General features: G+C 59.5%; 20 protein-coding genes. 12 read left to right on the plus strand and 8 right to left on the minus strand.

Going from position 1 to position 22,483, the window contains the following annotated elements:
* Positions 1-26: 26 nt before the first annotated feature.
* The 6 genes from CCX46_RS24465 to CCX46_RS24490 all read right to left on the minus strand — a co-directional run bounded on the left by CCX46_RS24465 (position 27) and on the right by CCX46_RS24490 (position 6,947).
* Positions 27-1,250 carry a hypothetical protein gene (locus CCX46_RS24465; protein WP_127929629.1) on the minus strand — a complete coding sequence of 408 codons (1,224 nt, stop codon included), beginning with the start codon at positions 1,248-1,250 and terminating at the stop codon, positions 27-29.
* Between the two features lie 19 nt (positions 1,251-1,269).
* Positions 1,270-1,782 carry a CS1 type fimbrial major subunit gene (locus tag CCX46_RS24470; RefSeq protein ID WP_177413880.1) on the minus strand — a complete coding sequence of 171 codons (513 nt, stop codon included), beginning with the start codon at positions 1,780-1,782 and terminating at the stop codon, positions 1,270-1,272.
* A 33-nt stretch (positions 1,783-1,815) separates the two neighbouring features.
* Positions 1,816-2,559 carry a molecular chaperone gene (locus CCX46_RS24475; protein WP_127929631.1) on the minus strand — a complete coding sequence of 248 codons (744 nt, stop codon included), beginning with the start codon at positions 2,557-2,559 and terminating at the stop codon, positions 1,816-1,818.
* 44 nt (positions 2,560-2,603) lie between these two features.
* Positions 2,604-3,818 carry a hypothetical protein gene (locus CCX46_RS24480; RefSeq protein ID WP_127929632.1) on the minus strand — a complete coding sequence of 405 codons (1,215 nt, stop codon included), beginning with the start codon at positions 3,816-3,818 and terminating at the stop codon, positions 2,604-2,606.
* A 3-nt stretch (positions 3,819-3,821) separates the two neighbouring features.
* Complete coding sequence (locus CCX46_RS24485) at positions 3,822-6,344, minus strand: CS1-pili formation C-terminal domain-containing protein (RefSeq protein ID WP_127929633.1); 2,523 nt, start codon at positions 6,342-6,344, stop codon at positions 3,822-3,824.
* Positions 6,345-6,467: 123 nt separating this feature from the next.
* Positions 6,468-6,947, minus strand: a complete 480-nt coding sequence (locus tag CCX46_RS24490) for a CS1 type fimbrial major subunit (RefSeq protein WP_127929634.1) — start codon at positions 6,945-6,947, stop codon at positions 6,468-6,470.
* A 340-nt stretch (positions 6,948-7,287) separates the two neighbouring features.
* Here CCX46_RS24490 and CCX46_RS31030 point away from each other — a divergent pair, with 340 nt between their 5' ends.
* The 3 genes from CCX46_RS31030 to CCX46_RS24500 are packed head-to-tail and all read left to right on the plus strand — an operon-like array spanning position 7,288 to position 8,818.
* Entirely contained in the window at positions 7,288-7,413 is a 126-nt protein-coding gene (locus CCX46_RS31030) for a hypothetical protein (protein WP_263596564.1), read from the plus strand.
* 44 nt (positions 7,414-7,457) lie between these two features.
* On the plus strand, positions 7,458-8,033 hold the full coding sequence (locus CCX46_RS24495) for a PadR family transcriptional regulator (RefSeq protein WP_127929635.1): 576 nt from the start codon (positions 7,458-7,460) through the stop codon (positions 8,031-8,033).
* The gene (locus CCX46_RS24500; protein ID WP_127929636.1) at positions 8,030-8,818 is read left to right on the plus strand and encodes a siderophore-interacting protein; all 789 of its coding nucleotides are present in this window, start codon (positions 8,030-8,032) and stop codon (positions 8,816-8,818) included. The genes CCX46_RS24495 and CCX46_RS24500 overlap by 4 nt, the downstream gene beginning before the upstream one ends.
* A gap of 102 nt (positions 8,819-8,920) precedes the next feature.
* On the opposite strand, the gene CCX46_RS24505 is transcribed toward CCX46_RS24500, so the two are convergent.
* Together CCX46_RS24505 and CCX46_RS24510 are read right to left on the minus strand one after the other, a co-directional pair.
* Positions 8,921-9,559 (minus strand): Pr6Pr family membrane protein, encoded by a 639-nt coding sequence (locus tag CCX46_RS24505; RefSeq protein ID WP_127929637.1) that lies wholly within the window; start codon positions 9,557-9,559, stop codon positions 8,921-8,923.
* 1 nt (position 9,560) lies between these two features.
* Entirely contained in the window at positions 9,561-9,791 is a 231-nt protein-coding gene (locus CCX46_RS24510) for a VF530 family protein (protein WP_007916799.1), read from the minus strand.
* A 300-nt stretch (positions 9,792-10,091) separates the two neighbouring features.
* Here CCX46_RS24510 and CCX46_RS24515 point away from each other — a divergent pair, with 300 nt between their 5' ends.
* The 9 genes from CCX46_RS24515 (at position 10,092) to cmoB (ending at position 22,277) form a co-directional block, all read left to right on the plus strand.
* Positions 10,092-11,453: a carbohydrate porin gene (locus CCX46_RS24515; RefSeq protein WP_127929638.1), complete on the plus strand. Its 1,362-nt coding sequence runs from the start codon at positions 10,092-10,094 to the stop codon at positions 11,451-11,453.
* Positions 11,454-11,670: 217 nt separating this feature from the next.
* A complete protein-coding gene (locus tag CCX46_RS24520) occupies positions 11,671-14,082 on the plus strand; it encodes a glucose/quinate/shikimate family membrane-bound PQQ-dependent dehydrogenase (RefSeq protein WP_127929639.1) in 2,412 nt (803 codons plus the stop codon).
* A gap of 544 nt (positions 14,083-14,626) precedes the next feature.
* The gene (locus CCX46_RS24530) at positions 14,627-15,001 is read left to right on the plus strand and encodes a DUF6124 family protein (RefSeq protein ID WP_127929640.1); all 375 of its coding nucleotides are present in this window, start codon (positions 14,627-14,629) and stop codon (positions 14,999-15,001) included.
* 242 nt (positions 15,002-15,243) lie between these two features.
* Complete coding sequence (locus tag CCX46_RS24540) at positions 15,244-15,696, plus strand: hypothetical protein (RefSeq protein WP_127929642.1); 453 nt, start codon at positions 15,244-15,246, stop codon at positions 15,694-15,696.
* Positions 15,697-16,673: 977 nt separating this feature from the next.
* The gene (lon, locus tag CCX46_RS24545; protein WP_127929643.1) at positions 16,674-19,091 is read left to right on the plus strand and encodes an endopeptidase La; all 2,418 of its coding nucleotides are present in this window, start codon (positions 16,674-16,676) and stop codon (positions 19,089-19,091) included.
* Positions 19,092-19,346: 255 nt separating this feature from the next.
* A complete protein-coding gene (locus CCX46_RS24550) occupies positions 19,347-19,739 on the plus strand; it encodes a protease inhibitor I42 family protein (protein ID WP_007916811.1) in 393 nt (130 codons plus the stop codon).
* Between the two features lie 2 nt (positions 19,740-19,741).
* On the plus strand, positions 19,742-20,380 hold the full coding sequence (locus CCX46_RS24555; RefSeq protein WP_177413881.1) for a lysoplasmalogenase: 639 nt from the start codon (positions 19,742-19,744) through the stop codon (positions 20,378-20,380).
* Positions 20,381-20,580: 200 nt separating this feature from the next.
* Positions 20,581-21,324, plus strand: a complete 744-nt coding sequence (gene cmoA, locus CCX46_RS24560; protein ID WP_007916813.1) for a carboxy-S-adenosyl-L-methionine synthase CmoA — start codon at positions 20,581-20,583, stop codon at positions 21,322-21,324.
* Complete coding sequence (cmoB, locus tag CCX46_RS24565; protein ID WP_127929645.1) at positions 21,321-22,277, plus strand: tRNA 5-methoxyuridine(34)/uridine 5-oxyacetic acid(34) synthase CmoB; 957 nt, start codon at positions 21,321-21,323, stop codon at positions 22,275-22,277. The genes cmoA and cmoB overlap by 4 nt, the downstream gene beginning before the upstream one ends.
* Positions 22,278-22,483: the final 206 nt, after the last annotated feature.

A 22,483-nucleotide genomic window follows, 5' to 3' on the forward strand; every position in this document is an offset into this window, starting at 1 on the left:
CGCCGCCGAAGGCTGGCCGGGATTGCCTAACCGGTTTCCGAATCCCAGATCACCGTGATATTGCCTTTATAGGGCCGGCCTTTGGCGTTGTTGATCAGCCAATCGGTCCAGTCTTTGCTTATTTCGAAGTGCAGTGTTCCGGGCCTGCGATCAACATAAAAACCCGGTTTAAACACCGGACTGGTGTCACGACGCAACGGGAAACGCCTGACCGCCTGACCGGCGCTGTCAGTCAAGCCGTTGGGCAAGCTGACGCTGACGTCGACGCCACCCGCGTAACCGGTCTCGCGATCCAGAATGGCACAACCTGTCCCCGAGCCCAGTTCATGTTCGCACTCAAGCTTCATGGTGAACTGCGACGACGCGGAGATATGGAAAAGCTGATCGCGGTAAAGCCGCACCGGTTTGCGCCCGCTCTCCAGCCAGCTGCGCCAGCCGCCCTGAGGCTCCAGCACGATGTGGTTACCCCCGGGCGGAATATCCACTTTCAGGGTGTGCTGAACGTCCAGCACGAAGTCCAGAGTAAGGTTGCTGTCGTCGGCCTGCATCAATGACCCCATGTCGAAATCGCCGCCGGGCCCGAGGGTGTAAGTCAATGAGCCGACATAGCGACCGGAGGCCATGCCCAGTGGATTGGGCGTGAGCAGTTCGTAGGCGAAATCCAGCGTATCGAAAGACATCGATGGAATGTGGTACGCCGGGATCTTCGCGCACATGGCATCAAACGGGGTTTTCCAGAAGAAGCGGAAGGTTTCCGGACCATGTTCGGCAACGCCGCTGTAGGTGCAAGGACGGGCAACACCATTCACCCAACTGTCCGTGGTCCACAGCCTGCCATGCGCTTCAAGCGGGGTGCTGCCGCCTGCCAGGCGCATTGCCGGATGGCTCAGCACATAATTGGAGCCGAGCCCGGTGATGCGCACCGCGAGCGTTTCCGTGGCTTGCGTCTGCGTATGGGTCACGGTCAGCTGGCTCCAGCGGACGGGGGCCTTGACTCCGACCGAGTCGCCGATGCCGACGTAGCGAGTCGAAGTGAAACGCGCCGGTACGCGAATACTGAACATGCGGAAGTTGGCGCACTCGGTCGGATGTGTCTGGCAATAACCGCTGTTTGGCGTCTGGTTAACGAACGCGTTGTTGTTCGGTTTGGACGAATCGGGCTGAAACAACGCCCGGATCTCCTGATTCAGTGCCAGCGCCTCGGGGACGTTCATTATCAGCAGGCACAGCAGCAAGGTGATTTTCTTCATGGTTCAACTCGCCTGACGGTCACGGTTCTGACTCCCCGGCTGGCGCGGCGGCACTGAACATCAGCAACACATTGCCGCTGTAATCACCCGAACGATAGCCACCCTGCGGCTCGATCGGCTCGATTTTCAACGCCACGCGCTTGCCGCCGGCAGCCTCCTCCTTCGAGACCACTTGCTGAGGAACAATGTGTGAACTGAGCACGACGTCATTGAACGTGACCCGCAGCATGATCACCTCATTCGGCCGGCCATTTTCCAGATAGGGCTCAAAGAGCAGGCGTGCATCGATGGCGCTGCTGTCATGGCGCACGTCAAAGTTTTTCTCCAGGCTGCCGAGGGTTGCCTTGGGGTAATCCCAGAACAGCTGTTGCGGCCGGTGAATCCAGTCCGGCTCGGCGGGAATGACATAAAAGGGCCGGCTGGGAATGGTCAGGGACACCTCGAAGGTGTGCTCTTCCCGGGCCGCCCACGCCAGCGCGCCGGTCAGCCCGGTGGCGACCATCAGCGCGGCGACGGTGCATTGCTTGATCATGTTGATTACCCGATGCGTCAATGGAAACAGACCCTAGCGACTCGCGATCTTCACGTTTTTTTTGTCGCTGCCTTCGATCAGGAAGAAGCGGTATTCGCGCCCCTTTTCCTTATCGAAAGCGAACGTCTTGCCCGCCAGCACATGGTGCTTGGTGGTCGCACCGCAGTCGGATTCCTTGCTCAGCGAGCAGCTTTTGAACTCGTCGACGACGATCACCGTATTGCCGTTGTTGCGCAGTTCGTAGCGGCTGGCGCTGTCATTGATCAGCGTGTCGAAACGCGCGTCTTTTGGCCGCACGAAAAAGATCGTGCCAAACCCGGTCATCACGTTGACCCCGGCCGACAGCGAGTTTTTATAGTCCTCGCGCTCCTCGTTGCTGACCACGAATTCGTCTTCCTTCTCCGGCACCACCGGCACGAAGCGCACGCGAAAATAGCGCTCGCGATCACGCTCGCCCATGTACAGCAGACGCGTGCCCTGCATGCCCTGCGCCGGCACGATCAGTCGCGCGGGACTGGCCATCAGGCCATTGCGCGAGGCACCGTCGGCCGCGTTTTGCACAGCAATTTCCTGCGAAGTACCGTCGGCGCCGTAGACGATTTCCAGCACGTTGACCTTGACGAACGCGGTGGCATCGCCGCTATTGAATACACGTTTGAGGTAGGTACTTTTATCGGCGTCGAGATAGTCGTACACGGTGCCGACATTGATCTGCGGACCGGCCTGGGCGGTCAGACAAAACACGCTGAGCACGCCCAGCAGAAAACCACGGTTCATCGTTTTCAACTCCCTGAAATTTGAGTAAGGCCTCGCTCGGACGGTCATACGTCCGAGTCCCAGATAATGGTGATGTTGCCGCGCAGCCGGTCGGTCTTGCCGGGCCGCAGAAGAAAATCGATAGCGAAGGGGGTCATTTCGAACAGCAGCGAACCTGGCTTGCGGTCGACATAGATACCGGGCTGGTAGGGTCCCGCCCAATGGTTGAAACTCAGAGGCGACCGGGTGACATTGCCACCGCCTGGGCCGCTGATGCCTGGCGGTAACGTCAGGAAGACTTCGACCTCAGTGGAATCGCCCTTCGGGCTCCCCAACTTGCATGCCGTTCCGCCAGTGGAATTGCACAACATCAATACCTTGAAGCGCGATGACGCCGAGATATAGAACGGTTGATCGCGAAAAATCCGCGTTGGTTTGCGACCACTGTCCATCCAGCGCGCCCACCCGCCTTCAGGTTCCAGAGAGACGTTGTTGCCACCGGGCGGCAGGTCGATCTTGAGGGTGTGCTGTACGTCGAGGACGAAGTCGAGGGTCAGGTTGCCGTCGTCCGGTTGAAACGCAGCTCCCATATCGAAATCGCCACCGGGGCCCATGATGTAAGAGAGCGATCCGGTATAGAGACCGCTGGTCATACCCAGCGGATTAGGCGTTTTCAGCTCATAGGCGAAATCGATCTTGTCGTAGTACATCGATGGGATGGTGAACGCAGCAGTCTTGGTGCAAGACGCCTGAACGGGGGTATGCCAGAAAAAACGATACGTGGAAGGGGAATAGCCTGCCAGGCCACTACCGAGGCAAGGCGCCGGTGCATAAAGCCAACCGGAGCCGGACGTCCAGAGAATGTCATGGCCTGTGGGAGCGGGCACACCCGTCAACTTTTCCACCGAATCGCTCAAGACAAATCTGGAGCCGATGCCGGTGATGCGTACCTCGACGACCTCGGTTTCCTGAGTATCCTGGTTGGTGACCGTCAACCGCCGCCAGTCCGCAGGAACTCGCAGCGAGACATCATCACCGCGCGCGAGCTCGCGAGTTGAACTGTAACGAATGGGCAACTCGATGCTGAACATGTTGTTGGCCGCACATTGCGGGGGAAAGTTCACGCAATACCCGCTATTGGGCGTCTGGTTAACGAACAGGTTCTTGGACGGCTGCGCAGGGTCGGGCTGAAATAACGCGCGGATCTCCTGATTCACCGCCTGCGCCGGGAACACACTCAGCGCCATCGCCAGCCCGCACCCCGTTGTAATGATCTTCATGGCTCAACCCGCCTTCTGTTCAGTGGTCGTGACATCGGCCAGGGTGTCCGGCGTACAGCGCAGGTCACCGATCATCAGCACGTTGTTTTCACTGCGATGGTCGGCCTCGTTGAGGCGGAACTGGCACAGCAACTGATTGCCCTGACGGACTTCCAGAGTCGGCGAGCCGGCGTTCATTTCCATCGAAAAGAACCCGTCGACCTCGGTCACGCCACGGCTGGCGTGGTTGATCACGTGATGCCCCTTGAGCGGCTGCCCCTGCGCATCGACCAGGCGGCCGAGTACGGTCAGGGTTTTCATCACGCGGACCTTGCGATACTCCACGCCGCCCTTGTTCAGGTGATAACGCGTGCGCGCCGGCTCGATCGTCGCCGCTGGCACGTTGTTGCCCTCGAAATCGAAACTCACCGAGCTGTTCTGGTAGGCGGTGATCGGTATGAAATTGCGCCCCGGCTTCAATGCCGCGCCGCCGCCGCTGTAATCATCGGCACGCAGCGCGATGTCCTCGATGTCCGACTCGACGTCGACAATCATCCCGGCGCCACGCACTTCGCTCTGGCTGGTCATGAGCATCTGCTGCCCCCCCACCACCAACGTGCTGTCGACGTTGAGGCCGCCGGTGAAATTGCCGTTGTACGAGGAGCGCTGAACGAAGGCGTCGCCGTTGACCGCATCGGTGCGGAAATTGGCCAGGCTGGACATGCCCACGCCATAGGTGTCGGTGAGCGCAGTGACCGAAACGCTTTGCAGCACGTGATCCTTGAGATCCTTGCGCCAGCCGAGGGAGGCGTTGTTGTCGCGCGCGCCGTCCCGGGCAGTGCGCGAGCCGATACTGCCGGTAATCTGCTCGCCGGGTGCACCGAGTGCCATGTTGATGCTCAGATCGACGCCGCGATTGCGCGCATCGCCACTGCTGTAACTGCCCGGCCGATCGAACAGCGACAAGCGCCAACTGGCATCGCTGCCCAGCACCACCGTGCGCTGGGTCCAGCCCAGATCCACGCCCATGCCTTCGACATTGCCCTCGCTGTGCGAGACCCGTGCGTTGACCGAACTCTTGCTGCTGATGCGATGGTTAAGCGCCAGCGACGAATTGCTGGCCTGGCCGATAAACACATTGCGCGGCCGCACGCGGGTACCGTCGGGTAACGTGTCGTAGGTATTGGTGGTGTCGAGCCAACTGCGGTTGTGGCTGACGACGATACTGCCGGCGCCATAGTTGTAGAGGCTTTGCAGATCGAGACCGGTGCCGTAATCCTCGGTCTTGTAGACGTTGGCGTAGAGGCTGACGTGATTGGCCAGGGTCCAGTCGATGGACGTGCCGTATTGCAGTTTTTCACGGATCTGCCGCGCCGACAGGCCAAGGATCACCCGCGGGTGCAGCAGGTAGTTGACCGCCGCGCCCGCCGTCGGCTTGCCGCTGGCCTGGGTATCCCAGTTGCTCAGCAGCTTCTGTTCTTCACCGGCGAATACGTTGTAGCGCCAGCGCTCGTCGAGGTTGCGCCAGTTGTTGGGCTTGTACACCAGCTCCTGGGTTGTCGACGTGATCTGGCCGTCTTCGATCAGACGCACTTCCACTTCATAGATACCGCCGGGCAGCGGCCGGGTGTCGAGGGTCTGCAACCCGGCCGGCACCGATTGCGTGTTGATCAGCAGGCCGTCGCGCCAGATCTCCACCGAACCCTGACGGTTGGCAGTGACATAGATCGGATAAACGCTGGGCATCGGGCTATTGATGGCCAGGCTGTCGGAGCTGCCATACATCACACCGACAGCGGTGTCGGGGCTGCTGCCGAACGTACGTGGCTGGCGCGTCAACCCTTCGGAATTGGGGGTGAAATAACCCAGACGGAAAAAACTGCCTTGCAGTTCGCGCTGGGTATGAAGCTCATGGACGGCGTGGTAGAGCTTGTCGTCCGGACCGCCGAGACGGGCCATTTGCAGATTGAGTGTCTGGCTCCAGTTGCCCAGGCTTGAGCTGGCCTCAAGACCGAAACGTCCACCGAGGTCCTGATCCTGACCGCCATTGAGATTGAGCTGATTGCGCACCATCAGGCCGCTGCTGCCGCCATCGGGCTGCTCGTAATAGCGCTTGGCAGCTACATCGCGTTCAGCGTTTTCGGTGACGAGCGACACCAGCGAATTTTCCAGGTTGTAGTGCACCGCCAGAAACTGGTCCGGGCAGGAACCGCTGCACGCGCCCAAGGGCACGCCGGGTTTCAGATAGCTCGCCCATTTTTCCCGCTCGGCGGGGCCGAAACGGTTTTCGCTGGTATCGGTGAATTCCAGCAGGGTGATGCGATCATCACGGGACAACACCACCATGGCCTCACCCAGTGGTTGCTGATCGACTTCAACCCGTACCGCCAGCGGCACATCAAAGAAATGCTCCTCGAAATCCGCCGGCAAACCCTTGGCCTGCGCCAGCAGACTGCGGGGTGTGGTACCGGTGGAGTTGGAAGCCACAGCTGCGCTGGCACAAAACAACAGCGCAAGCGCAGCCGCGATGGGTGTCATCGGGAACATGAACGCGTACTCGGATAACAAACAATGGAAGTCCGTCGAGGCAAACAAAGCGTCAGCCCCGACGGTCAAGCGTCAACATTGAAGTTGGGCTTAGTGCCTGATCGATCGATCAAGTGACGGCTGTTATGGCGTCACGGCGTCGAAGATCATCGCCACGGCTCCGGTGTAATCACCTGGCTGGAAGTTGCTGCCCACGGCGCTGATGTTCAGCGGCGCACGGTAGTTGACGTCGGACTCGGCTTCACCCACGACCATCTGCGGAGTCAGGGTCAGTTCCTTGTTGTTGAACAGCACGCGCAGGTCGATAGAAGTACTGCCCGAGACCAGTTTTGGCAGGCTCTCCAGGCTGGCGTGTACCGAGCCATTATTGTTGCGCACATCGAAGAAGCCATTGACGTCGCGCATTTTGCCGGTGGTCGGCTGATAGCTCATGTCCTGGTCCTTGTTGACCAGATCCGGATCGGTCGGCACGACATAGAAACCGTTGGTCGGCACATGCGCGACAAGGCTGATCGAGTGCGACGCTTCACCGGCGGCGAATGCGCCAGTGGAACCCAGTGCCAGAAGAGCCAGTGGAGCGGCGATTGCGAATTTCTTGAACATCGTTATGTACCTGTTTTCTTGATAGGGGGATGAGCATTGAAAGTTCAAGACAAACACTGGCCGAATCGCTGCCCGGCTTGTTTCAGGTCAACTTGAACTTTCAATGCCGGAGCATCATCGGCTGTTAACTCTGGGAAGTAAGCAGGCAACTTCCGACAACCTCGTAGTTAAACAACCCCATGACCCGCAAGAAAAAAGAACAAAAAAACAATATTCGAAACAGTGACTGTAAGTTCCACCCTACAGACAGTTTAAGTTAAAAAACCATACAGCAACTTCGCCCTGCCAGCACGGCTCGCCTAGTGCAATTTAGAACATATGCTCTACAAAGAATAGAGTGATGACTTTAACTTTCAGGTTATTGCGCGCGCCGTTCGCCGGCGAAATCATCGCTTGCCTGGGTGGCAGCTTGCCGCTCGTCAGCCCGGATCACGGCTCGGGGAAAAACATCTTGCACCCACCTTAAGATATATCTTAAGTTGTATCTAAACACGACGAGAGAAGACTGAAATGAGAGACCATCATTCCCCCCACCGCGAACACGGCGACGGCCGTGACGGCTTCGAGAAGCGCCCCGGACGTGAGCGCGGCGGCCGTGGCCCACGGGTATTCGCCCCCGGTGACCTGAAATTGCTGCTGCTCGCGCTGGTCGCCGAGCAGCCATGCCACGGCTACGACCTGATCCGCCAGATCGAAGGCATGTTCGACGGCGCGTATAGCCCAAGCCCCGGCGTGATCTACCCGACCCTGACCTTTCTCGAAGAGAGCGAACTGATCACCGGCGACGCCGAGGGCGGCAAAAAACGCTACAGCGTCACCGAGGCCGGTCGTTTGTCTTTGAGCGAACAAGCCGTTGCCCTCGACGGCGTGCGCATGCGCATCGATGTGAGCAAACGCTCCCTGCGCGGCCATGATCGGCCGCCGGAAATCCACGAGGCGGTGCACAACCTGCGCCATGCTTTGCAAATGCACCACGGCCGCTGGAGCGCGGCAGAAATCCTGCGTGTGCGTGACCTGCTCAACGACACCGCCAAAGCCATCGTCGACGGCCCTGCCGTTCAACCTGTTTCGGAGAAAAGCGAATGACTGCAGTCGATACCCAAACCATTCACCGCGTGATGCACGAAATCAAACGCCGCAAGCTTGAGGTGTTGCGCGTGGTCGACCTGACGCCACGCATGCGCCGCATCACCCTCGGCGGGCCGGAACTGGCCGGGTTTATCAGTCTGGGCACTGACGATCACGTCAAGCTGTTGTTCCCGCAGAACGCCGAGCAGGTGGCCGCACTCGAAACGATGGTGCTTGGCGCCGGCAAGGACGATGGGCCGAAGCCCGAAATGCGCGACTACACCCCGCGTCGTTACGACCTCGATGCGCTGGAACTGGACATCGATTTTGTTCTGCACGGTGACGGCCCTGCGTCGACCTGGGCCGAGCAAGCCAAACCGGGGCAATTCCTGCACATCGGCGGCCCGCGCGGTTCGATGATCGTGCCGGACATTTTCGACAGCTACTTGCTGATCGGCGATGAAACCGCCCTGCCCGCCATCGCCCGCCGCCTCGAAGGCCTGGCGGCCAATCGCAAGGCGCTGGTGGTGATCGAAGTGGAAAACGGCGCCGAGCAGCAAGTGCTGGAGAGTCCGGCGCAGGTCAATGTGATCTGGGTGTTGCGCGAAGGCAGCAAGGACAACCTGCTGGCGACGGTGAAGCAATTGCAGGTGCCCAAGGGCAATCTGTATGCGTGGGTCGCGACCGAAACGAAAGTCTCACGGCAGATTCGCCGGGTACTGATCGATGAGCATGGGCTCGATGAGCAACTGATCAAAGCGGTCGGCTACTGGCGCGCCGAAGGCACTCCTGAAGAAGAGTGATATCCCTTGTAGGAGTGAGCCTGCTCGCGATAGCGGAGTGTCAGTCAATAAATTTGTAACTGTTCCACCGCCATCGCGAGCAGGCTCACTCCTACAAGTGCTTTAACTTCGTGCAAATCTCCAGCGGTCGAGACCAATGACCACCAAGCCAATCCCCACAAACCCCAGCAATATCCCCCCGGCATTGATCAGCACCTGTGGATAACCCAACACCGCCACATCAATGAACGGGTACGCGTACGCGCCGAGCAAATGCCCGCGCAGCAAGGCGTAGATGAAATACACCAGCGGATAAATCAGCCACACCGGCAGATGCCACCAGCGCAAAGTGCCCTTGGGTACGCACGCCCACCAATAGCCCAGAAACAGCAGCGGCATCACGTCGTGCAGCAGTTCATCGGCGACAAATTGCCAACCTTCGGGATGCCACAAATGCCGCAGCAAAATGCTGTAGGCCAGTCCGACCACAGCAATGCTCACGGCAATCCCACTGCTGACCCACGGCTGCAAAAACCAGCGGCGCGCAGCGGATTCGCGCGCAGTCACGGCACAGGTCAGCACCGTCGCCACCAGCGTATTGGTCAGAATCGTGAAGTAACTGAAAACACTCACCAACCCGCCCAACAGGCTGGCGCCGACACTCAAGCGTGCGAAGAAAATCAGGTACAGCTGAATGCCCAATCCGGCCCAGCCCAAGACGGCTGCGCAGGTGATCAGGCGTCGCCGCCAGACGACGCCCATCTCAAAGCGGTCGCTTGGTGCGCATCAACTTCACGTACAGACGCTCGACCTTTTCCCGCGCCCACGGGGTTTTGCGCAGAAACGTGAGGCTCGACTTGATGCTCGGATCACTCTTGAAGCAGCGAATATCGATGCGCTCGGCCAGCCCCGACCATTCGTAATGGCTCACCAGCGCATTGAGGATCTGTTCGAGGGTCACGCCGTGCAGCGGATCGGGGGTTTGTTCGTTCATGCCAGGCCTTTGGGCGAAGTGAAAATGCAGAAGCCGCGCACCTTAGCCGAGGGGGTGATCGGGTGGAAGGCCTACCTTCAAATGTAGGCCAACCTGAAAAGATCGCAGGCATCGAACCGGCCGACAATGCGCCCGTTTGCCGCACTGTTACCGAATCCGAAACGCTGCATGTTCACAAAAGGCCTTTGTCTTTTTGTAACAGATCATTATCCTGCCGCCCTTCAGCTGAATCGCTTCACTGCCTGCGACTTATTGAAGCACTCAGCTCGCACCCCGAAAACACCAAAAAAAGACTTATTCATGCCCGATTTTTCCTTCTCCCGAGACAGCGCTATCTCAACCCTGCGCACCCTTGGCGGCTGCACCGTTCTTGGCCTCGCCACTTGCGCTCAAGCGGCGCCCGCGTTCGACAGTGAATCACCGTACATGCTCGGTGACTGGAACGGCACGCGCACCGAACTCTCGGAAAAAGGCTACGACTTCAAACTCGATTACACCGGTGAAATGGGCAGCAACCTGCACGGTGGCTACGACCATGACCGCACCGCGCGTTACAGCGATCAGTTCGGCCTCGGCACCCACCTCGACCTGCAAAAGATCCTCGGCTGGGACGACGCCGAGTTTCAACTGACCATCACCAAGCGCAGCGGCAACAACATCAGCAACGACCGCATCAACGATCCGCGCGTTGGCGGCTTCACCTCGGCCCAGGAAGTCTGGGGCCGTGGCCAGACCACGCGCCTGACGCAGATGTGGTACCAGCAGAAATTCTTCGATCAGAAACTCGACATCAAGGTCGGCCGTTTCGGCGAAGGCGAAGACTTCAACAGCTTCCCGTGCGACTTCCAGAACCTCGCGTTCTGCGGCTCGCAGGTCGGCAACTGGGTCGGCGGCATCTGGTACAACTGGCCGGTCAGCCAATGGGCGCTGCGCGTCAAATATCACCTGACCCCGGAACTGTATGCACAGGTCGGCGCCTACGAGCAGAACCCGTCGAACCTCGATCGCGGCAACGGCTTCAAACTCAGCGGCAGCGGCACCCAAGGCGCGATCCTGCCGATCGAACTGGTGTGGACGCCGAAGCTCAACGGCCTGCCGGGCGAATACCGCGCGGGTTACTACTACAGCAACGCCAAGGCCAGCGACGTCTATAAAGACAGCCACGGCCAACCGGCGGCTCTCAGCGGCGAAGCCTACCGCAGCGCGTCGAGCAAACACGGCGTGTGGCTGGGTATTCAGCAGCAAATCACCAGCGTCGCCAGCGATAACAGTCGCGGCTTGAGCGTGTTCGCCAACGGCACGATGCACGACAAGAAAACCAACGCGATCGACAACTACGTGCAGGCTGGCATCACCTACAAAGGCCCGTTCGACGCGCGCGCCAAGGATGACATCGGTTTCGCCCTCGCCCGCGTGCACGTCAACCCGGCCTTCCGCAAAAACGCCGAAGCGAGCAACCGTGCCAATGCGGTCTACGACTATGACGATCCGTCGTTCCTGCCGCCGCAAGACACCGAATACAGCGCCGAGCTGTATTACGGCGTGCATGTAACGAACTGGCTGACCGTACGCCCGAACCTGCAATACATCCGCCACCCCGGTGGCGTGAACAACGTAGACGACGCCCTGATCGGCGGGATCAAGATCCAGTCCTCGTTCTAGAAAACCGCTGAGATCCAATGTGGGAGCGAGCCTGCTCGCGAAAGCAATTTCAACTTCACCAACGAAGTCGTCTGACACACCGCTTTCGCGAGCAGGCTCGCTCCCACAGGAAATTTCGTTAGCTAGACAAGTTTTTATCTGAACCATGCCTGTGCCAAATCGTCATCTAAAGTGACTACAGCGCGGGACTACATAAAACGTCACGGAGAATCACACTATGAGCACCGAAAGTGCTTCGAGTCGGGGCCGTTTGCTACCGAGCCTGCTCGGCATTCTGCTTCTACTGATGGGCCTGGCCATGTTGGCCGGTGGGGTCAAGCTGAGCATGCTCGGCGGCTCGCTGTACTACCTGCTGGCCGGTATCGGCATTGCGCTGTCCGGCATTCTGATGCTGATGCGCCGTCGCGCGGCGCTGGGCCTGTACGCCATCGTTCTGTTCGCCAGCACCGTCTGGGCGCTGTGGGAAGTCGGTCTGGACTGGTGGCAACTGGTGCCACGTCTGGCCCTGTGGTTTGTCCTCGGCTTCGTGATGTTGCTGCCGTGGTTCCGTCGTCCGCTGCTGCTTGACGGCCCGGCGCCGCTGGGCACTGGCGGTCTGACCGTCGCCGTGGTGCTGGCCGGCGTTACCGCTCTGGCCAGCCTGTTCACCCACCCGGGCGAAACCTTCGGCGAGCTGGGCCGCGACACTGCGGACACCACCAGCACCGCGCCAGCCATGCCCGATGGCGACTGGCAGGCTTATGGCCGCACCGAGTTCGGTGACCGTTACTCGCCGCTGAAGCAGATCACCCCGGCCAACGTCGGCAAGCTGCAAGAAGCCTGGCGCATCCAGACCGGCGACCTGCCAACGGCGGATGACCCGGTCGAGTTGACCAACGAAAACACCCCGCTGAAAGCCAACGGCATGATCTATGCCTGCACCGCGCACAGCAAAGTGTTGGCTCTGGACCCGGACACCGGCAAAGAACTGTGGCGCTTCGACCCGCAGATCAAGAGCCCGGTCGGCTTCAAAGGCTTCGCCCACATGACCTGCCGTGGCGTGTCGTACTACGACGAAGCCGCTTATGCCAAGTCTGAAAACGCTGCCTCGGCGGTGATTTCCGAGGCTGGCAAAGCCGTTGCGCAGGCTTGCCCGCGTCGTCTGTACCTGCCAACCGCGGATGCCCGTCTGATCGCACTGAACGCCGACACTGGCAAAATCTGCGAAGGCTTCGGCAACAAAGGCGTGGTTGACCTGACCCAAGGCATCGGCCCGTTCACCGCTGGCGGCTACTACTCCACCTCGCCAGCGGCGATTACCCGTGATCTGGTGATCATGGGCGGTCACGTGACCGACAACGAATCGACCAACGAGCCATCGGGCGTGATCCGCGCCTTCGACGTGCGCGACGGTCACCTCGTATGGAACTGGGACAGCGACAAGCCAGACGCCACCGAGCCATTGGCACCGGGCGAAACCTACAGCCGCAACTCGGCCAACATGTGGTCGCTGGCCAGCGTCGACGAAAAACTCGGCATGGTCTACCTGCCACTGGGCAACCAGACCCCAGACCAGTGGGGCGCTGACCGCACCCCGGGCGCCGAGAAATTCAGCGCCGGCGTCGTAGCCCTCGACCTGGCTACCGGTAAAGTGCGCTGGAACTACCAGTTCACCCACCACGACCTGTGGGACATGGACGTTGGCAGCCAGCCAACCCTGCTCGACATGAAAACCGCCGACGGCGTGAAACCGGCGCTGATCGCCCCGACCAAACAGGGCAGCCTGTACGTCCTCGACCGTCGTGACGGCACGCCGATCATCCCGATCAAGGAAATCCCGGTACCACAAGGCGCCGTGAAAGGCGACCACACCGCACCGACCCAGGCCCGTTCGGACCTCAACCTGCTGGCCCCGGAACTCACCGAAAAAGCCATGTGGGGCGCGAGCCCGTTCGACCAGATGCTGTGCCGCATCCAGTTCAAGGAACTGCGTTATGAAGGCCAGTACACCCCGCCGTCGGAACAGGGCAGCCTGATCTACCCGGGTAACGTCGGCGTGTTCAACTGGGGCGGCGTCTCGGTCGATCCGGTTCGCCAAATGCTGTTCACCAGCCCGAACTACATGGCCTTCGTGTCGAAAATGGTGCCACGCGAGCAAGTCGCCGCCGGCAGCAAACGCGAAAGCGAAACCGCTGGCGTGCAACCGAACACCGGCGCGCCATACGCGGTGATCATGCACCCGTTCATGTCGCCATTCGGCGTACCGTGCCAGGCCCCGGCCTGGGGCTACGTCGCCGGTATCGACCTGACCACCAGCAAAGTCGTGTGGAAACGCAAGAACGGCACCAGCCGCGACAGCTCGCCAATCCCGATCGGCTTCACCTTGGGCGTCCCAAGCATGGGCGGCTCGATGGTGACTGCTGGCGGCGTCGGCTTCCTCAGCGGCACCCTCGACCAGTACCTGCGTGCGTACGACGTGAACAGCGGTAAAGAGCTGTGGAAATCGCGTCTGCCAGCAGGTGGCCAAGCGACTCCGATGACCTACACCGGCAAGGACGGCAAGCAATACGTGCTGCTGGTTGTCGGCGGTCACGGTTCGCTGGGCACCAAAATGGGTGACTACGTGATTGCGTACAAACTGCCGGAATAAGATTTAGCGGCGGTAAAAATAAAGGCGATGTCCCGCAGGGGGCATCGCCTTTTTTATGCACGCCATTTCTGCATCCACAGGAGAACCCTGTGGGAGCGAGCCTGCTCGCGAAGGCGTCAGCACATTCAACATCTACAGTGCCTGACACACCGCTTTCGCGAGCAGGCTCGCTCCCACAGGTTGAAAAGTGTTTATCTGTGGGAAATGTGCTCGTCCTACAGACGTTGAAAGTGGCGCGGAGTTTTCCGACAAGTCGCGTCGGTTGTGCCTCGGAAATCGGCTGGATAGGCTCGGGGGGTCGCTGCAAATTCAGCGAACGGGCGTCGCGGCCCGAGCAGTTCATTCGATTTGATGCATAATCGCCGGCCCAAACTGGAGCGCTCAGGTGCTTTTAGTTTGGTTTGATGGTGGCTGTGCGCGGGATACCTTCGGGTATGCCGAGATTGCCGAATGGCTCGGTCCGCGACCCCGCGTACAGCTGCCACCCTCTGTCGCGTCGCGGTGATTGAGAGTGACAGCCCCACTTATCATTCGGAGCGTCACCATGAAAAAGCCAACACCCAATCCGCCAGAAACCGACGACACCTCGCCCTACGAATCCCCCGATTCGAAGAAATTCCACGAAGCCGCAGAACGCGCCCTCGACCACTACCTCAAACCCAACGCGTTAACCCTGCGCTTCCACAAACCCAGCACCATGTTCCAGGTCGCCCCTGAACAGGACAGCGAAAGCCTGCTGGTCCACGCCTGCGAATCCCTGGCCCAGGCCAGCCTCATGACCAGCGACATCGCCGCCTACATCGACCTGCCGCAACGGCGCACGATTCTGGCGATCCAGCAAATCATCATGCTCGCCGAACTGGCCGTGAACCGCGTGCTGGATAACCACGAAATATCTCAATCTCCACCACACAGCTAATCCTCTGTGGGAGCGAGCCTGCTCGCGAAGGCGTCAGCGCATTCGGCAGTTGGAGTAACTGACACAGCGCTTTCGCGAGCAAGCCTGCCCCACACATGATCAGCAATGCCCCTTCTATATAACCCCAATCAAGAAGGTTCATCGCGAACAAGTATAAAAACCTGTCAGATATGACAGTTCCCCGTTTTTGACATTAATTCCAGACTTCCTTCTCCAAACAAATCAGGCACAGGAAGCTTCCCATGACCAATCCAAAGGCATCCCCAGCCGTATGGGTAAACGGTATTCTTAACGTTGATGTAAAAGGCACCATTGGCGACACGCCAGTCAAGCTGACCAGCTTCCTGTCGACCAGCCTTACCACGTCTTTCAGCCCGCTCGGCGGTTATGATTTTTCTTTCGAAGATAATCACAGTTCATCCAGCCGACGATCACTCACCATCTCGCTTCGCAAGCTGCTGGATCCTTCAATCGCTGACTACTATGAATATGTCGTGACCGAACGAGGTATTCATCCTTATGACTATGAATTGACATCCTCTTCCGGCATTACTGTAAGTCAACTCAATAGCGGCCTGTATTTATACTCCCTCGATAACTTGCAAATTTCCGCCAAGGCAGTCCACGGTGATGAAACGCGTGAACTCACCGGTAACGGATACTTTTTTCTCCAAGAGCTGACTTACCCTATCTAACAAGAAGGTCAGGATTTCAGTCATCGGGTTAATCGTGCGTCTGCCTTTCCGTCACGTGCAGGAACCGACGGAGGACGCACGCCGACATGCAATACCGAGTTGAATTCACATACTGAAAAGCCCCTCACCCTAGCCCTCCCGAAACGTCGGACCGCCCGTAGGGAGAGGGGACTGACCGAGGTGTTTTGGCGAGCTACGCCGACGTGCGATACCGAGTTGAACTCAGATTCCGAAACAGATCAAAAGCCCCTCACCCTAACCCTCTCCCGGTGGGAGAGGGTACTGATCGAGGTGTTTGGATGAGCTACACCGACGTGAAATACCGACTCGAACTCAGATTCTGAAACAGATCAAAATCCCCTCACCCTAGCCCTCTCCCAGAGGGAGAGGGGACTGATCTGAGGCGTTTGGACGAGTTACACCGACGTGAAATACCGAGTTGAACTCAGATTCTGAAACACATCAAAAGCCGAACACCCCACGCTCTTCACCACTCAATAGGCCGAGTGTCAGCTCGCCTGCTCTTGATCTTGATCTTGATCCACGGGCGACGTCGGAAGGCTGAGTGGAGGGATTGATCCGGGCGTGGGAGCGCAGCGACCGTTTGGCGCAGCCAAACACAGCGAGAGGAGGTGCAGCGAAGCAAACCGTAGACGCTGCGCCCGGATCGATCCCGGAGCGAAGGAACCCCGAGCCCCAGCGAGCGGGCCGCACGTAGGAGCAAGCGTTTTTTTGCTTACTTTTTTGAGGCGTTTGTCAAAAAAGTGAGTCGCCGTAAGGGCGAAACCGCCAGCCGCAGCACCCGAAGCAACGGATATACCCCCAAAACCCCAAGAACCTGGTCGGCCCAAAGGCCGCCAAGTCAAAAGCGTGAACCCTGTCAAAACCCTGAACACACAAGCAGAAACATCCCCTCCCATTGAAACCACCCAAAGCCTGCCCCATCTAAGACCCATACCCCATTGCGCAGGTGCCCCATGAGCGACCAGCAAGAATTCCCGGAAAACCCCGACGACTACACCGAAGCCGAAAACATCGAACACACCTCCTCCGGCAAAGGCCTCGCCCTGCCCGGCCAGAACCTGCCGGACAAGGTCTACATCATCCCGATCCACAATCGCCCGTTCTTCCCGGCCCAAGTCCTGCCGGTCATCGTCAATGAAGAACCCTGGGCCGAAACCCTCGAACTGGTCAGCAAATCCGAACACCATTCCCTGGCCCTGTTCTTCATGGACACCCCCCAGGAAGACCCGCGCCACTTCGACACCGGCGCCCTGCCGCAATACGGCACGCTGGTCAAAGTCCACCACGCCAGCCGCGAGAACGGCAAACTGCAATTCGTCGCCCAAGGCCTGAGCCGCGTGCGCATCAAGACCTGGCTGAAACACCACCGCCCACCGTATCTGGTCGAAGTCGAATACCCGCATCAGCCCACCGAGCCGACCGACGAGGTCAAGGCCTACGGCATGGCGCTGATCAACGCGATCAAGGAACTGCTGCCGCTCAACCCGCTGTACAGCGAAGAACTGAAAAACTATCTCAACCGCTTCAGCCCCAACGATCCGTCGCCGCTGACCGACTTCGCCGCCGCTCTGACCTCCGCCACCGGCCCCGAGCTGCAAGCCGTGCTCGACTGCGTGCCGATGCTCAAGCGCATGGAAAAAGTCCTGCCGATGCTGCGCAAGGAAGTCGAAGTCGCGCGCCTGCAAAAAGAAATTTCCGCCGAAGTTAACCGCAAGATCGGCGAGCATCAGCGCGAGTTCTTCCTCAAGGAACAACTCAAGGTCATCCAGCAGGAACTCGGCCTGACCAAGGACGACCGCAGCGCCGACCTTGAACAGTTCGAACAGCGTCTGGAAGGCAAAGTCCTGCCGGCGCAGGTGCAGAAACGCCTCGAAGAGGAAATGAACAAACTGTCGATCCTCGAGACCGGCTCGCCGGAGTACGCGGTCACCCGCAACTACCTCGACTGGGCGACCTCGGTGCCGTGGGGCGTCTACGGCGACGACAAACTCGACCTCAAGCACGCACGCAAAGTCCTCGACAAACACCACGCCGGCCTCGACGACATCAAGGATCGCATCCTCGAATTCCTCGCCGTCGGTGCCTATAAAGGCGAAATCAGCGGCTCCATCGTGCTGCTGGTCGGTCCGCCGGGCGTAGGTAAAACCAGCGTCGGCAAATCCATCGCCGAATCCCTCGGCCGGCCGTTCTACCGCTTCAGCCTCGGCGGCATGCGTGACGAAGCCGAGATCAAGGGCCACCGCCGCACCTACATCGGCGCGCAGCCAGGCAAACTGGTGCAAGCGTTGAAAGACGTTGAAGTGATGAACCCGGTGATCATGCTCGACGAGATCGACAAGATGGGCCAGAGCTACCAGGGCGACCCGGCCTCGGCGCTGCTGGAAACCCTCGACCCGGAACAGAACGTCGAATTCCTCGATCACTACCTCGACCTGCGTATGGACCTGTCGAAAGTCCTGTTCGTGTGCACCGCCAACACCCTCGATTCGATCCCCGGCCCGTTGCTGGACCGGATGGAAGTGATTCGCCTGTCGGGCTACATCACCGAAGAAAAAGTCGCCATCGCCAAGCGTCACCTGTGGCCGAAACTGCTGGAAAAGGCCGGTGTGTCGAAAGGCAGCCTGAGCATCAGCGACACCGCGCTCAAAGCCTTGATCGACGGTTACGCCCGTGAAGCCGGCGTGCGTCAGCTGGAAAAGCAAATGGGCAAACTGGTGCGCAAAGCGGTCATGAAGCTCATTGACGAGCCGAAAGCGGTGATCAAACTCGGGCCGAAAGACCTCGAAGCGTCACTGGGTCACCCGGTGTTCCGCAACGAGCAAGTGCTGTCCGGCACCGGCGTGATTACCGGGCTGGCGTGGACCAGCATGGGCGGCGCGACATTGCCGATCGAAGCGACGCGGATTCACACGCTCAACCGTGGCTTCAAACTCACCGGGCAACTGGGCGATGTGATGAAGGAATCAGCGGAGATCGCCTACAGCTACGTCAGCTCGCACCTGAAACAGTTCGGCGGTGACGCGAAGTTCTTCGACGAAGCCTTCGTCCATCTGCACGTGCCAGAAGGCGCGACACCGAAGGACGGCCCGAGCGCCGGCGTAACCATGGCCAGCGCCCTGCTCTCGCTTGCACGTAATCAACCGCCGAAAAAAGGTGTGGCGATGACCGGCGAACTGACCCTGACCGGCCATGTGCTGCCGATTGGCGGCGTGCGCGAGAAGGTGATTGCAGCGCGGCGGCAGAAGATTTTCGAGCTGATTTTGCCGGAGCCGAATCGGGGTAATTTTGAGGAACTGCCGGATTATCTGAAGGAAGGGATTACGGTGCACTTCGCGAAGAAGTTTTCCGATGTGGCGAAGATCCTGTTCTGACAGCCCCCCTCACCCCAGCCCTCTCCCGGAGGGAGAGGGAGCCGACCGAGTTGTCTTGCGCTATACATCGACCTGAAACACCAAGTCGATTATGGATTCAATGATCTATTTCAGGTCGGTGGACTTCTGGAATATCCCCCGGTCAGTCCCCTCTCCCCCTGGGAGAGGGCTAGGGTGAGGGCTTGGTGTTGTCACACTTTGTCTCATCTTCAGTTATGCTCGCCGTTCGTCGCCAACGTCGGAGCCGCTGACCTTATGTCCCCCACTCGCCTGTTTCTCCCCCTCGCCCTCTCGTTGCTGGCCGCCTGCGCCACGCAACCGAAACACAACGTGACCGTGGAAAAACAAAGCGAATGCCCGGTGCGGCTCACCAACGGACAAAACCTCATCATCATGCTGCCAAGCAACCCGACCACGGGTTATCGCTGGGCCATTCAGGATTCCGCCGGCGGCGTGCTCCGCGCCCTCAGCCCAGAGGTCTACAGCAATCCGGAAGATGCCGGCGTGGTCGGCGCAGCGGGTTTGTCGACCTGGCGCTTCCAGGCCTTCGCCCCCGGCACCGGGCGCCTGCGCCTGACTTCGCAACAACCGTGGGCACCAGAAGTGTTGCCAGTGGAAACCTTTGACTGCGCCATTTCGGTGAATTGATCGTGGGCTGGCTGATTCTGGCGCTGATGGGCGCGGTGACGTTTCTCTACGGCGTCAGCACCCATGCAGCGTTGCTGTGCCTGCTGGTCAAACCGTTGCCGGTGCTGGCATTGCTTGGCTGGCTGCACGATGCGCCACCCAGCGACTATCGGCGCTGGATCAGTCTCGGTCTGATTTTCTCGTTGCTGGGTGATGTGTTGCTGGCCTGGCCGGGGGACCTGTTTGTATTTGGCCTCGGTGCGTTTCTGGTCGCGCATCTGGCTTATCTGAAGGCTTATCTGAGTGACTGCAAGCGTCTGGCGATTTTGCCGCTGGTACTTGCCCTCGGAGTGGGCGCGGTGCTGCTGGGTCTTCTGATTTCCAGCGGTCTTGGGCCATTGCTGGTGCCGGTGATTGTTTATGGCACGGCGATCAGCGCGATGCTCTGGCGCGCGCTGGCCCGTTTGGGCACCGATGTGCCGAAACGTTCGGCGCTATTGGCGGCGGGTGGTGCGCTGGCGTTTGTATTTTCGGACAGCGTGATCGGTATCGACCGTTTCGTCGCCCCTTTCCACGCGGCACCTTACGTCATCATCCTCAGCTACTGGCTGGGCCAGTGGGGCATCGCGGCCTCGGCGTTCTCCCAGACTAAACGGATCTGATCGTTCCCACGCTCCGCGTGGGAATGCATCCTGTGACGCTCTGCGTCATTTGCGCAGGGACGCGGAGCGTCCGGGGCGGCATTCCCACGCGGAGCGTGGGAACGATCACCGGCAAAAAAACGCTTTATCAGACAACCCAAGCATCCCCGCGCCCTTTTGGCTAAAATGCCGGCCTTTCCATTTACACCGCCGGAACCGCCGTGAGCAAAGAACCCGATCGTATTTTCGCCAAGCCTTTGGCCCAGGTGCCTGACTTCGCCTTCAATGAAGACGTGGTGCGGGTGTTCCCGGACATGATCAAGCGCTCGGTGCCGGGTTACCCGACCATCGTCGAAAACCTCGGCGTGCTCGCGGCGCAGTTCGCCCAGCCGAACAGTGTGCTCTACGACCTCGGTTCATCGCTGGGCGCGGTCACTCAAGCGCTGCGCCGTCACGTGCGCACCGACGGTTGCCGGGTGATCGCTGTGGATAACTCGGCGGCGATGGTTGAGCGCTGCCGCGAATACCTCAACGGTCAGGACTCGATGTTCCAGGAGTTGCTGCCGGTGGAAGTGATCGAAGGCGACATTCTCGCCCTCGATTTCCAACCGGCTTCGGTGGTGGCGCTGAACTTCACCCTGCAATTCATCGCTCCCGATCAGCGCACCGCGTTGCTCTCACGCATCCGCCAATCGCTGCTACCGGGCGGCGCGCTGATTCTCTCGGAGAAGCTGCGCTTCAACGATGCCGAAGAACACGCGCTACTCACCGATCTGCACGTCGCCTTCAAACGCGCCAACGGCTACAGCGAACTGGAAATCGCCCAGAAGCGCAGCGCCATCGAAAACGTCATGAAGCCCGACAGCCTCGAAGAACACCGCGAACGCCTGTTGGCCGCCGGGTTCTCGAAAGTCGTGCCGTGGTTCCAGTGTCTTAACTTTGCCTCGTTGATTGCCTTGCCATGATTGATCTGTCCCCCCTCGCCCGCCGTCTGGCCGGCACGCCACTGGCCGAATGGGCCAACACCCTGCAAGCGCAACTCGACAAGAAAATGGAGAAAGGTCACGGCGATCTGGAGCGCTGGCAAAGTGCGCTGGATGCCTTGCCGAAAATTCAGCCGAGCGAAATCGATCTGCTTAACGGCCTGAAACTCGACACCGATTGCGACGACGCAACCCGCGCGCAGATGCGTACTGCACTGATGGGTCTGTCGCCATGGCGCAAAGGGCCGTTCGATCTGTTTGGCGTGCACGTCGACACTGAATGGCGCTCGGACTGGAAATGGTCACGCGTCGCCCAGCATCTGGATCTGAAGGGCAAACGCATCCTCGATGTCGGTTGCGGCAATGGTTACTACATGTGGCGCATGCTCGGTGCCGGCGCGAACAGTGTGATCGGTGTTGACCCGAACTGGTTGTTCTTCTGCCAGTTCCAGGCGGTGCAACGTTATCTGTCAGAGCCGAATGCCTGGCACCTGCCATTCCCGTTCGAAGACTTGCCACCGAATCTGGAAGGTTTCGATACAGTATTTTCCATGGGCGTGTTCTACCACCGCCGTTCGCCGATCGAGCATTTGCTGGCGCTGAAGGATTGCCTGGTCAAGGGCGGCGAGCTGGTGCTGGAAACGCTGGTGGTTGAAGGCGACAAGCATCAGGTCCTGGTGCCGGAAGACCGTTATGCGCAGATGCGTAACGTGTGGTTCCTGCCGTCGGTGCCGGCGCTGGAATTGTGGCTTCGTCGTGCGGGGTTTACCGACATTCGTTGCGTTGATGTGAGCACAACAACGGTTGAAGAACAGCGCGGTACCGAGTGGATGAAGTATCAGTCGCTGAGCGACTTTCTTGATCCCGATGATCACAGCAAAACCATTGAAGGTTTGCCGGCGCCGATGCGGGCGGTGATTGTCGCTCGTAAATAATCCAATCGCCCAAACACCGCGGTGAGCCCACCCCTCACCCCCAGCCCTCCCCCCTAGGAGAGGGAGCTGATCGTTGAGCTTTTCAAAACTTGAGTTCGACTCGGTATCTCAGGTCGGCGGACCTCGCCCATCCAGCTCGGTCAGTCCCCTCTCCCACTGGTAGAGGGAGCCGATCTTTGGGCTTTTCAAAACTTGAGTTCGACTCG

This window comes from Pseudomonas sp. RU47 (assembly GCF_004011755.1).
In the GTDB taxonomy this organism is placed as follows: Bacteria; Pseudomonadota; Gammaproteobacteria; order Pseudomonadales; family Pseudomonadaceae; genus Aquipseudomonas.